The organism is Psychrobacter sp. 4Dc, from assembly GCF_002836715.1.
GTDB lineage: Bacteria > Pseudomonadota > Gammaproteobacteria > Pseudomonadales > Moraxellaceae > Psychrobacter.
In genome coordinates this window covers 1-13,170 of the sequence record NZ_PJAT01000078.1, presented here as the reverse complement: position 1 = coordinate 13,170, position 13,170 = coordinate 1, and the positions used below count along the sequence as shown (strand labels likewise).

General features: G+C 40.1%; 11 protein-coding genes and 1 pseudogene. 5 read left to right on the top strand and 7 right to left on the bottom strand.

Translation table 11 applies throughout. The features are described from left to right. The 3 genes and pseudogenes from CXF61_RS04775 to CXF61_RS14140 all read right to left on the bottom strand — a co-directional run. On the bottom strand, positions 1-621 hold a 621-nt coding region (locus tag CXF61_RS04775; protein WP_165597356.1), incomplete at its 3' end, for a hypothetical protein. 18 nt (positions 622-639) lie between these two features. Continuing rightward, on the bottom strand, positions 640-1,836 hold the full coding sequence (locus tag CXF61_RS04770) for a tyrosine-type recombinase/integrase (RefSeq protein ID WP_165597355.1): 1,197 nt from the start codon (positions 1,834-1,836) through the stop codon (positions 640-642). Positions 1,837-2,396: 560 nt separating this feature from the next. Beyond that, positions 2,397-3,139 (bottom strand): annotated as a pseudogene (locus CXF61_RS14140) (IS3 family transposase); the annotation flags it as partial. Positions 3,140-3,435: 296 nt separating this feature from the next. Here CXF61_RS14140 and CXF61_RS04750 point away from each other — a divergent pair. From CXF61_RS04750 to CXF61_RS14315, 5 genes are all read left to right on the top strand, one after another. Continuing rightward, complete coding sequence (locus CXF61_RS04750; RefSeq protein ID WP_165597354.1) at positions 3,436-4,800, top strand: MFS transporter; 1,365 nt, start codon at positions 3,436-3,438, stop codon at positions 4,798-4,800. Between the two features lie 153 nt (positions 4,801-4,953). After that, entirely contained in the window at positions 4,954-6,408 is a 1,455-nt protein-coding gene (locus CXF61_RS04745) for a benzaldehyde dehydrogenase (RefSeq protein WP_102077912.1), read from the top strand. 34 nt (positions 6,409-6,442) lie between these two features. Then, positions 6,443-7,588 (top strand): NAD(P)-dependent alcohol dehydrogenase, encoded by a 1,146-nt coding sequence (locus tag CXF61_RS04740; protein ID WP_102077913.1) that lies wholly within the window; start codon positions 6,443-6,445, stop codon positions 7,586-7,588. Positions 7,589-8,173: 585 nt separating this feature from the next. Next, complete coding sequence (locus CXF61_RS04735; RefSeq protein ID WP_165597353.1) at positions 8,174-9,001, top strand: SphA family protein; 828 nt, start codon at positions 8,174-8,176, stop codon at positions 8,999-9,001. Positions 9,002-9,156: 155 nt separating this feature from the next. Further along, positions 9,157-9,678, top strand: a complete 522-nt coding sequence (locus CXF61_RS14315; protein WP_165597352.1) for a transposase family protein — start codon at positions 9,157-9,159, stop codon at positions 9,676-9,678. A 40-nt stretch (positions 9,679-9,718) separates the two neighbouring features. Here CXF61_RS14315 and pcaD read toward each other — a convergent pair whose 3' ends face one another. The 4 genes from pcaD to CXF61_RS04710 form a co-directional block, all read right to left on the bottom strand. Next, positions 9,719-10,495, bottom strand: a complete 777-nt coding sequence (gene pcaD, locus CXF61_RS04725; RefSeq protein ID WP_165597351.1) for a 3-oxoadipate enol-lactonase — start codon at positions 10,493-10,495, stop codon at positions 9,719-9,721. A gap of 88 nt (positions 10,496-10,583) precedes the next feature. Continuing rightward, a complete protein-coding gene (gene pcaF, locus CXF61_RS04720) occupies positions 10,584-11,816 on the bottom strand; it encodes a 3-oxoadipyl-CoA thiolase (protein ID WP_165597350.1) in 1,233 nt (410 codons plus the stop codon). Between the two features lie 50 nt (positions 11,817-11,866). Next, positions 11,867-12,526 (bottom strand): 3-oxoacid CoA-transferase subunit B, encoded by a 660-nt coding sequence (locus tag CXF61_RS04715; RefSeq protein WP_165597349.1) that lies wholly within the window; start codon positions 12,524-12,526, stop codon positions 11,867-11,869. A gap of 37 nt (positions 12,527-12,563) precedes the next feature. After that, positions 12,564-13,170 (bottom strand): 3-oxoacid CoA-transferase subunit A (locus CXF61_RS04710; protein ID WP_165597348.1); only part of this gene is annotated, 607 nt, incomplete at its 5' end.

The window sequence follows — 13,170 nt, the reverse complement described above, 5'->3', positions numbered from 1 at the left end:
TGAATTTATAAAATACTCAATATCAAATCGAGAGAATACTAGCTTACAAGTGTCATTTATTTTTAACTTTGGAGTATCAACCTGTTTTGAGCGGTAAAGTTGATAGCCATAAAATTCATGTTCATTATTCTTTATGGGATAATCAATAAATTTCTTTATATGAGCCACTGGTTTGTCAAAACCAAGTTCTACTTGTATACCATCTACAGTATTTATAATGGATAAGGGCGATAATCTAAAAATAGCGTGGGTTTTATACTCTATTTGTGATGGTTTAGTACTATAACCATGCTCAAACGTCCTAACTAGATTTTTTATGGAGTTTAGAGTAGGATTATAATTATATAAATTGGAGCTCTCGCTTACATTTCCATTAAGGTTAGTTGGTTCTAGAGTATATAGAAGAGTTTCGATAATCTGATACGAAGCGTATGATATATAGGACTCAACGTCACCTACTAATCCTCTATATTCTAAATATGGAGTAAGGTGGTTCTTTGAGATTAATTTGAAGATAACCTCACTCAATTCCTTTTTATTTTCTATATCAATATTTAAGTTTCTAGACAATAATGTTGTCAATTCATCTAAGTCATAGAACTCTTTAATCTCATTGCTCATAATTAGTCTCTACTTCAGCTACGTCTTAGTATTATTGTTACATGCACTATCAACAAAACTCGCCCATTCATTCATCATATCTCTACGGTATTCTAAATGCTGAGCGCCATTGTACGCTTTACTAATTTTATTCTCTTGTTCATGTGCTAGCTGTAATTCAATAGCTTCATGCATAAACCCTTGCTCGTGTAAGGTAGTGCTTGCCAGCCCACGAAAACCATGCCCTGTCATTTTATACTTATAGCCCATTTGATATAGAGCGTTAATAAAAGCATTTTGACTGTACGGCTTACGGGTAGAGGGGTTATAGAACACATACTGCTCTGAAAAATTTAGTTCTTTGATTCGCTCTAATATCCTCATAACCTGTGGTGCAAGAGGCACAACGTGAGGTCTATCCATTTTCATTTTGTTTGCAGGTATGCGCCAAGTTTTATCATTCCAGTCGATCTCTGACCATTCCATGAACCTGAGCTCATTAGTGCGCACGAAGGTATAGCATAGAAACCATAGACCCAATTTAACAGTGATGTGACCTGTGTAATTATCAATGTCGCTTAAAAGCTGAGGCAACTCTTTTGAAGTAATGCGACTGTGATTTTTAGTCTTATGCGGTTTAATGGCCGCTGATAAATCTGCTGCAGGATTTGACGTTGCCATACCAGTACGAATAGCGTGCTTAAATACTTGTCCTACTTCTGCCATTATTCGCCGTGCCATCTCATTAGCCCCGCGTTGCTCGACATTTTTACCAATCGTTAAAATATCAGGTGATGTAATATCGTCGATAAGCTTATGGCCGATAACTGGTTTAACGTCGCGTATGTAGGCTGAATAGTTACGACTAAACGTACTAGATGCCAAAAAGGTCTTGCGGTCTGCATACCAAGCCTGGGCAATAGTATCAAAAAGCCTCGAACCGTCTTGCTCAGCGCGTTGTTCCTTTTTCTTATCTTTTGGGTTAATACCTTCGTTAATAAGCTGCTTTATTTCTAAATTACGCTGGCGTGCCTGCTGCAGTGTGATTACAGGATATTTACCTAAGGTGAGTGACTGCTGTCTACCTTGCCAGCGATAAGCGCTGACCCAGACTTTGTTTCCTGTATGTCTTACCCATAGCTGAAGGCCATCACCATCACTATGCTTGTCAGGGCGGCTAGGGGTGCATTTTTCACTTGGGGTTAGTTTGTTGATAATCGTATGAGTTAATGGCATGTTGGTATATCTCCGTGTTGGTATAATCTATACCAACAAATATACCAGTATTCTATATAGTTCGCCATATACCAAGGCATTCGGAAATTACGTAAAATCCCATAAAAAAAGGCTTGCCACATCGCTGCGAACAAGCCTGATTCAATATGTGGTGGGCCCAGTAGGACTTGAACCTACGACCAAAGGATTATGAGTCCTTGTTTTTACAACAACAATACACAACAGATAGCGATAAGTAGCTGTAATTTACGGCTGTAAGTCAATTGATATAGGGGTTTAGAGTGTGATTTAAACATACCTGTCAATAAGTAGATATATCTATCAATAAATTCAGAGTATCAAAATAGTATCAAAAGTAATGGTATTGATACTCTTTAAAAGTTTAAGTGCTTATCCCTTATCCCTTACTGTTTATTAATAATTAACAGTAAGGGATAAGTATTTAGTTCAAAGTATTAAGAAAGCCAGCTGCTAGCTAGCTTTCTTTTTTATGTGGTTTATATTAAAGCTATTATATAAATTGAACTGCCTCGAATTTATCGGAGGTTGATTTACTTGAGTCAGGCAGCAATACCTGACAGGATTAAACTATCATAATACCGCTTTTCAAACTCAAAAGGTGACACATAACCAATCGTGCTATACGGCCGTGGTTTGTTAAACCAATCTACCCATTCAAGCGTGGCTAATTCAACATCATTAACACCAGACCAGTGCTGCTTCAAATATTTAATCACCTAAGATTTATAAAGCCCGTTGACCGTTTCAGTCACCGCATTACCGTATGAGTCACCAGTCGTGCCCACAGAGGCAATAACACCAGAGTCAGTAATACTAGAAGTGTAGCGAATAGATAAGTACTGAACGCATCCACCGCTATGATGAATTACATCTTTGGGGTTGTTTCTATCCGTTATCACTTGATTTAACGCTGCCATCATCATATCGGTATTCATACGATTAGATGCTGTCCAGCCGACAATATGACGGGCAAACACATCATAATAAAAGCGGTATAAACCCAGCCGCTCACTGTCTTAATGTAATTAAAATCTGCAACCCATAGCTGATTAGCACGATGAGCTGTAAAGTTAAGATTAATTAAGTTATCAGCCCTTTTTTGGTCATTACGGCTGTTGGTAGTAAGCTTACTTTTACTACGCCAAACGCCTTGAAGTCCATGCTGCTTCATTAATCGCTCTACAGTACATCGAGCAATCTTTATACCATCCGCTTTCATCTGCTGCCAAACTTTACGCACACCATAACGGCATTTGCTATCCTGCCAGATACGTTTAATTTCACTCAGAAGCCCTGATTTAAATCCCATTGAAAAGAAATGAGCACAAGCACAGTTTCTACGCCAAGGATGGATGGAAAATAATCTAACTAAACTTTTTCATGATATAGGCTGTATCGATTTCATAGAGACTTGACTTTAGAATGATTGACTAATGTTCGTCTTTTATCTTGAATTGATGTAAGTATTTATATATACCTTATAGGTATATATAAATACTTACATGGTTTTTGACTTGGTCTCCATAAAGCAATAACTTAGTAGCTACTTACAGGGAGATTATCCAAGGAGACGTAAGAATGGATTCACAGACATTAAACATCAATAAAATTATTGATGAAGCTAAGTTTTCCCCCTTTCACTGGAAGGTTCTGTTCTGGTGTTTATTGATTATCATTTTTGATGGCTATGATCTCATTATTTATGGTGTCGCTCTACCATTACTCATGGAAGAGTGGGCGCTAACCACTGTACAAGCCGGCCTTCTTGCTAGCTCTGCTTTGTTTGGTATGATGTTTGGCGCCATGATTTTTGGTACTCTATCTGACAAAATTGGACGCAAAAAGACGATTTTAATTTGCGTCGGTTTATTTAGTAGTTTCACATTTTTTGGTGCATTTGCTGAAAATCCTATCCAATTCGCTATATTACGCTTCATTGCCGGCCTTGGTATTGGTGGCGTTATGCCAATCTGTGTTGCATTAACTTCTGAGTATGCTCCAAAACGCATACGCAGTACGCTTGTTGCAGTTATGTTTAGTGGTTATGCAATAGGTGGGATGGCCTCAGCACTATTAGGATCGTTTCTAGTCGTAGATTATGGTTGGGAAGTGATGTTTTATATTGCAGGGATACCCACTCTGCTATTACCTATTATCTGGAAAATGTTACCTGAATCCTTGATGTACTTAGTTAAAGAAGGGCGAGAAAAAGACGCTAAAAATATCGTTCAAAAACTTGTACCACAAGAAAGTATTACTGCGTCTACTGTTCTTTTGTTAGATGAGCCTACCAAGAGTGACGATGCTCCTATTAAAGCCTTATTTTTAAAAAATCGTGGCTTTACTACTATTATGTTTTGGGTAGCATTTTTTATGTGCTTACTCATGGTCTATGCATTAGCAAGCTGGTTACCGAAGCTTATGACTCAAGCAGGGTACTCACTTGGTGCTAGTATGTTGTTTTTATTCGCACTAAATATCGGTGGTATGATCGGTGCAATTGGTGGCGGTGTGCTGGCTGACAAATTCCATCTCAAACCAGTATTGACTGTGATGTTTGCTGCAGGAGCAATATCATTAATACTACTTGGCTACAACAGCCCCCAAATAGTGCTGTACACGCTTATCGGTGTAGCAGGCGCAACGACTATTGGCTCACAAATCCTACTCTACACTTTTGTTGCTCAATATTATCCTACTATCGTCCGTACTACTGCAATGGGTTGGGCATCTGGTATTGGCCGTATCGGTGCTATTGTAGGACCTATTCTAACGGGTGCTCTGCTCACACTTGAATTAAACCATCAGACTAACTTTCTATTTATTGCCATACCAGGTGTTATCGCAGCCATTGCTATTTTCCTGGTAAACCTCAACGCTGCGGTAGATAGCAAACAAGCTGAAACTAAACCTATTACTTTAGATGTCCCTGCATCAGCTTAAAGATTACTTAAAAGTCTTCTAGCATAGAACCGTGTTTCATTCAAAAATATAATTGAGTACTCAATTAGTTTTGGACACAAATATCGAAATAGGCTCAATAGTAATGTAATCAAAATATCAATGAAGGACCTAAATAACTTTTAAGGAATAATTATGTCAATATTAAAGAAGGACGTGTGGAATCGAAAGCTTTTTAATGGTACGTGGAAACCAACTGAATCTAGCTATCCTGTTATTGAAGTGGCAACAGGTCAGCCACTGGGTGAAATTGGCTATGCATCTACTAAGAACGTTGTGATTGCAGCTCAAGAAGCGAAAGCTGCACAGAAAAAATGGTGGGCTTTGAGTTATCAAGAGCGCCAAGCTGTATTTGAAAAAGCGGCTTTACTGTTAACTGAAAACCAAGCAGAAGTGATTGAGTGGTTAGTAAAAGAAAGCGGTTCTTTACCACTCAAAGCAGGTTTTGAAGTTAGCATTACGCTTCAAGTACTTAAGAGCTGTATTGGGTTACCGGCGGCCGATCAAGGAAACTTATTACCTACTCAGACGAATAAGTTGAGTATTGCTAGGCGTATACCTTTGGGTGTAGTGGGTGTTATTTCACCATTTAACTTTCCTTTGTATTTAGCACTACGTGCCGTCGCACCCGCATTAGCGCTTGGTAATGCTGTCGTCCTTAAACCTGATGAAAGAACAGCTGTATGCAGTGGCTATGTCATTGCACGTCTCTTTGAGTTGGCTGGTTTGCCTGAAGGTCTTTTACATGTACTACCAGGTGGATCAGAAGTTGGTGAGGCGCTAACTTTAGATAAAAATATTTCTAGCATTCAGTTCACAGGATCAACAGATGTTGGTCGTATCGTTGGAGCAAATGCAGCTAAAACATTAAAAAAAGTTTCATTGGAGCTCGGTGGTAAAAACTCACTAATAATCTTAGATGATGCTGACATCGAGTTAGCGGCAGAAAATATTGCATGGGGTGCATTTTTACATTCGGGACAAATTTGTATGACCTCAGGAAAAATACTGATTCATGAAAGTATTTATGACAAAGTCAAACAAAGAGTTATCGAAAAAGTCGAAAAATTCGTAGTTGGTAACCCTTGTGAAAGTAACGTGACGATTGGTCCTCTTATCGATACTAAGCAAGCTCAAAGAGTAGAAAGTTTAGTTGATAATGCGATTAAGCACGGTGCTAAGCTTGAGATTGGTGGCCAAGCCAATGGAGTGTTCTTTGAGCCGACTGTGCTCTCAGACATCACTGTTGATAACCCTATTTTTAGTCAAGAAATTTTTGGTCCAGTTGCTGTTCTAATTCCTTTTAGCAGTGATGATCAGGCTGTTGAGTTAGCTAACAACGGAAACTATGGATTATCTGCAGGCATTATTACCTCAAACGTTGGCCGAGGGATGCATATTGGACAACAATTAGATGTTGGTTTACTGCACATCAATGATCAAACCGTCAATGATGACACCGTGAATCCATTTGGTGGATTCGGGACTTCAGGAAATGGAACACGCATTGGTGGTCCTGCAAATGCAGATGAATTTACGCAATGGCAATGGATGACGGTTCAAGCACAAGCACCGCATTATCCTTTTTAATCAAACTTAATTACTAATTATAGGAAATAACATTATGAATGATATGAAAGATATCACAGCAGCGATAACTGCCTGTAAAGGTGCTGATTTCGAGTTACAACCATTAAAAATACGCTTACCTCAGGGTGATGAGGTATTGGTAAAAGTGGTTGCAACGGGAATGTGTCATACCGATTTAATTGTACGTGATCAATATTATCCAGTACCACTTCCAGCCGTACTCGGGCATGAAGGGTCAGGAATTATTGAGGCAGTAGGGCCAAATGTCACTGACTTACAAGTTGGAGATCATGTGGTTCTTACCTATGGTTATTGTGGGAAATGTGCACAATGTAATACTGGAAACCCTGCTTATTGTTCAGAGTTTTTTGGAAGAAATTTCAGTGGGGCAGATTTAGAAGGCAACAATGCAATTTGCACACATGACGGCCAATCTGTTCATGATCACTTTTTTGCTCAATCCTCTTTTGCAACTTATTCTCTAAGTCGTGAGAATAATACAGTTAAAGTCAGTAAAGATGTTGCGCTCGAATTATTAGGACCTTTGGGTTGTGGCATCCAAACAGGAGCTGGCGCGTGCATAAATGCTTTGAAAGTAACACCAGCGAGTAGCTTTGTAACATGGGGTGCCGGTGCAGTTGGTTTGAGTGCTCTACTTGCGGCAAAATTATGTGGAGCATCCATTATTATTGCAGTTGATATTGTTGAGTCCCGTTTAGAGCTTGCTAAACAATTGGGAGCGACCCATATCATTAACAGCAAAACACAAGACCCTGTAGCTACAATCAAAGAGATTACAGGCGGTGGTGCTAATTTTGCTTTGGAATCGACAGGACGCCCTGAAATTTTAAAAATGGGTGTGGATGCACTTGGTATCTTAGGTAAAATAGCCGTGGTTGGCGCACCTCAGTTAGGAACAAATGCCGAATTTGATGTCAACGACTTGCTACTAGGAGGCAAAACCATTATCGGGGTTGTCGAAGGAAGTAGCTCGCCGAAGAAGTTTATTCCTGAATTAGTCACACTATATCAGCAAGGTAAGTTTCCTTTTGATAAGTTAGTTAAGTTCTACGATTTTAAAGACATTAACCAAGCAGCGATAGACAGTCATAAAGGTATCACGTTAAAACCCATTATTAAAATCTCTGAAGGTGTATCAGAAAGCATACTAACAGATTAGAGGGGAAGGGGCAGTTAAATCAAAATACTGAAGAAAAACTGATATCAGCTGCCCTGACTATTACAGCTCTAGTTCAAAGAAAAGTATCACATAAGTCTTGGAAAGCAAAACTCCTAATATCTTTTTGAACGCTACTAGGGCGTGTTATCAAGGGTTGATCTTAGTTTACTAAATATAGAATTAGTATAGTGCCGACAGCAGCAATAACGTCAATATTTCTCTTCCTATTGATATAACGAATTCTCAGTTATTGAAGACCTATATCAATATTGTGAATCTCAAATCTGACTTATTCTTGTCAGCTATATAAAATATTAAAAACAATTTTAGTATACCTAAGAAGTATGAAAGATCAATAAATTAGGTCTTAGACAAGTCCGTTCATAATATATATTTAAAAAAAAGCATATATTATTTTTTGCTAAAAGATTTGTTAATAACCTCTCCTATATATTAGTTAAAGGTATAAAACACTTACAAGCTAATAATATTGTCAGGCTCTATGCACAATGAAGTACCGCCCCTAGGCGTTTTAAATGAAATTTTGAAGTTGCCATTTTATATAAATATTAACAAGGATGTTCTATGAAAGCCACTCAAGGTAAAATCATTTTAACGGCTATGGCTATTTCCTTACCATTAGCTGTTCACGCTTCTGACTCTCATTACGTTCCAGGTGTTGAAGGAATTAAAGGAAGCGTGGCACCGCCACCTGGGATTTATTACAAAGGCTATGTGATCAACTATAGTGCTGATAAAAACGAATCTTTACCATCTGATAGCGAAGTCAATGTTGCTGCACTAGCGAATAGAGTTGTCTGGGTAACCCAACAAAAAATACTGGGTGGCGATTTAATATTGGAAGGTATTATACCTTTAGTCAATACAGACCTCAAAATTGGTGGTCAAGATATTGATAGGCGCACAGGCCTAGGTGATTTATATGTAGGAAGTGTATTAGGCTGGCATGATAGTAGATGGGATGCAGTGGCAGGAATAGGATATTGGGCTGATACGGGTGATTTTGATAAAAGTCGACTTTCCAGTCCTGGTAAAGGTTATGATTCGGTCATGCTCACACTCGGCGGTAATGTCAAACTTACTAAACAAGGTGATATTAATTTCAGCGCATTAAGCCGTTATGAGATGCCTAACGGTAATAATCTTAACGATGAGCTAATCACTGAGTGGGGTCTGAGTAAAAGTTATGGATTACTCGATATTGGACTCGTGGGTTATAATACTTTTGAGACTGGTAATAGTGATGAGGAAAGAAACGCTTTAGGTTTATCTATAGGATACTTTTCACCGCCTAACTTACTAGGTGGAGATATAGCTTTATATAAAGAGTATTCAAATAAAGAAACCTTTGAGGGAGAAGTGATAAGAGCTTCGTTAACTAAAGCATTTTAAAGGATTCAAGCGTTTATATTCTATCGCCCACTACTCTAAACAGCGGTGGGTTGCATGCTTCACTTATACTAAAGTAATTAATATCTGAGCTTACCCTTCCTTTATCATTAATGCATTTGCCCGCGCTATCGTAGGTTGAGTTGGTTCAATAAGATATGGGCCATATGGTAAGCCTGAGGATATCAATTGGTCAGCGGTTATCATTGATGCAACCGAAGGCCACATTGAACGTCCAAAAAAACCAAAAACAGTACTATAGTAGAAAAAAGGAACAACACACCTTAAAAGCTCAGATCATAGTATATTGGCAAACAGGACTGATACTTGATGTGCAAACCTGTAGGGGCTGTGTACATGACTTTAGTCTTTATAAACAAACCTGCCCTTATTGGCTACCTAAGAATACCAGCTATCTAGTAGACAGTGGTTACCAGGGCATAGCCAAGCTACATAAGCTAGTATTTATCCCTTTTAAGAAACTAAAGGGTAGTGAGTTATTAGAACTCTGCAAACAGGCCAATCATTATCTATCAGAGTTGCGCATTCTAGTTGAGTATAAAATAGGTCTAATCAAACTGTGTAAAATCCTGGCTGTACGCTACCGTAATTGTCATCAACGTTATGACTTAAGAATAAAGCTGTTCGCAGGTGTATTAAATTTCGAGCTTAGCCTATGACTTTTGCAAAAGGTCTATTGTCGAGATAGTTCAATATGTATTACTTTAAATACTGGCTTATATACTTAGTAAATTTTTCAGGTTGTTCAATATTTGAGATATGCGAGGCATCAATAGTGGCGAGCGTAGCGTTAGGTGTATGATCGACCATATATTGGCCATCAGCAACGGTCGTCACCGGGTCTTCAACGCCTGCCAACACTGTAATTGGTACACGAATATCTTTTAACTGCTTGCGAGTATCAGCGATAGATAACGCCTCGCAGCAGCTTGCGTAGCCCTCTGCACTGCCAGCCGTAAGAGCGCTAGACAATGCCGCGACTACATCTGGGTAATAATCGATAAAATCTGCTGTAAACCAACGCGGAGCAGCTGTAGCTGCGATAGGCGCTAGACCTTTCTCACGTACCAACCTTGCACGCTCCGTCCATGCTGTTTCGTTACCAATTTTCGCTGCAGTATTACATAACATCAAGTGGTGGAAGCGATCGGGATGATTGATAGCTAGCCATTGACCAGTCATACCGCCCATAGAAATACCACAAAAAAATGCCTTATCAAGATGCAGGTGATCTAACAAATCAATCACATCTTGCCCAAGCTGGTTTAAATTATAAGGACCTCTGGGTGCTGATGATTTACCATGGCCACGAGTGTCATAGCAGATGATAAAGTAATCGGCTTGTAAGGTATCGATTTGTGGTTGCCACATATGATAGCTAGTACCTAAAGAGTTGGAGAATATTAGGGCAGGGTTGCTGCTATCGCCAAAGGTGGCATAGTTTAGCGTGACACCTTTATTTTCAAATACAGGCATGATGAACGTCCTTGTTTTAACTGTCGGGTGATTAAGGTTTTCTTTTTGATTTATTAAGCTGGGTGTTTATTTTATTTTGAACGATTAATCAGCTCTCAACACGTTCAATAATCATTGCGATGCCTTGTCCAACACCTATACACATTGAGCAAATTGCATAACGCTTACTCGTTTTTTCAAGCTGGTTGAGAGCAGTTAAAACCAAACGTGCACCTGATGCGCCAAGTGGATGACCAAGGGCAATCGCACCGCCATTTGGATTGACACGTGCGCTATCGTCAGGCAGACCCAAATCACGAGTACAGGCTAATGATTGCGATGCAAAGGCCTCGTTTAATTCAACGACATCCATATCATCAAGTGACAGACCAGTTTGCGCTAGTAGCTTTTTCATCGCTGGTGCTGGGGCAAAGCCCATAATACGTGGCTCAACGCCTACCGTAGTTGAGGCCACGATACGTGCACGTGGCTTCAAATTGAATTCTTTAACCGCTTGCTCTGACGCTACTAAGAAGGCTGCTGCGCCATCATTGATTCCAGAAGCATTTCCAGCGGTTACTGTGCCATCTGCGGTGACGATAGGGCGTAATTTGGTCAACTTTTCAAGTGTAGTATCAGCACGAGGATGCTCATCAGTATCGATGGTGACAGGCTCGCCTTTACGTTGTGAGATGACGACAGGGGTAATCTCATCTTTGAAGAATCCTGACTCTTGCGCCGCTTTAGTACGTTGTTGGCTACGTAATGCAAATGCATCTTGGTCAGCTCTATTGACATTAAATTGCTCTGCAACATTTTCAGCCGTTTGAGGCATGGTTTCTGTGCCATATAGCTCATCAAGTTTTGGATTGATAAAGCGCCAACCCATGGTGGTATCTTCAAGATTTTGGCTGCGACCAAAAGATTTTTCTGACTTACCCATCACAAATGGCGCACGGCTCATGCTCTCAACACCACCTGCGATAATTAGATGAGCTTCACCGGCTTTAATCGCACGCGCAGCTATCGCTAACGCATCCATCGACGAGCCGCACAAGCGATTAACCGTAGTTGCAGGCACTTGATAAGGTAGGCCGGCTAGCAATGACGACATACGTCCGACGTTACGGTTGTCTTCGCCGCTTTGGTTAGCACAGCCATAGATGACGTCATCTACTTTTACCCAATCGACATTAGTATTACGTTCGATTAGCGCCTTGATAGGGATAGCACCTAAATCGTCTGCACGTACAGGTGCTAGACCGCCGCCGTAACGACCAAAAGGGGTACGAATGGCATCGATAATATAAGCATTATTTAAACTAGTGATTGAATCAATCATGGCGATTATCCTGAGTTTTAATTGTTCTAGGCTTTTAGTAAGAGGGTTTTTTATTGAGTAGCGTCAATTAACATTGCACCAGTCAATGCTTGCAAGTCCAAAAAGCTCATATCATCGACCATTTCAGTGACTAGCAGTCCTTTATCAGTGACATCAATGACGCATAGGTCGGTATAAATCCGATCTACGCAATTTTTCCCAGTCACAGGGTAGGTAAGTTCGCTGACGATTTTAGGATCCCCAGTTTTGGTGATGTGATTGGTCATTACAAAGACTTTTTTAGCGCCGACGGCTAAGTCCATAGCACCGCCAACAGCGGGTATCGCATCCTCTGCACCAGTACTCCAATTGGCTAAATCACCATTAGCAGCTACTTGAAACGCACCCAACACGCAAATGTCGATATGGCCACCGCGCATCATGGCAAAAGAGTCACCATGATGAAAGTAGCTACCGCCATCGAGCATAGTAACGTATTCCTTTCCAGCATTAATCAGTTCGGGATCTTCTTCACCTTTGGCAGGTGATGGACCAAAAGCTAATAAACCGTTTTCTGAATGCAAAAATACGTCTTTATCATTAGATAAATATTGTGCGATTTTAGTCGGTAGTCCGATGCCTAAATTGACATAGGCTCCATCTGGAATGTCTTGTGCAGCTCGTTCGGCTATTTGGTCGCGGGTCAAAACGGTGTAAGAGGTATGGCTCATGATGACGCTCCTTATAATTGGCAGTATTTAGCGGTGGCTACGCTGCAGTATCAGAAAGTTCAGTACTAGTGCTGGCAGATTGGACTTGCACCACATGCTGCACAAAAATGCCTGGTGTAATAACGTGCTCAGGATCAAGCTCACCAAGATCAACTGTTTGAGAGACTTGAGCGATAGTCACGTCAGCTGCCATTGCCATAATTGGACCAAAGTTACGTGCAGATTTTCGGTAAACTAAGTTACCCCAACGATCACCCTTGTTTGCTTTTATTAAGGCGAAATCAGCTTTAATTGGATATTCCAAGACATAGTCTTTGCCATCGATATGACGAGTTTCTTTGCCTTCTGCGAGTAGAGTGCCGAACCCTGTTGGTGTATATACGGCTCCAAGCCCCATGCCTGCCGCTTGAATACGGCAAGCCAAATTACCTTGTGGTACTAATTCCAGATCAATTTTTCCTGCATGATAAAGCTCATCGAATACCCATGAGTCTGATTGACGAGGAAAAGAGCAAATGATTTTACGTACCGCGCCCGTTTTTAATAATCTGGCAAGACCATGATCACCGTTTCCAGCATTATTATTAATAATGACAAGGTCTTTAACACCTAAATTGATAAGGCCATCAATGAGTTCAGCTGGT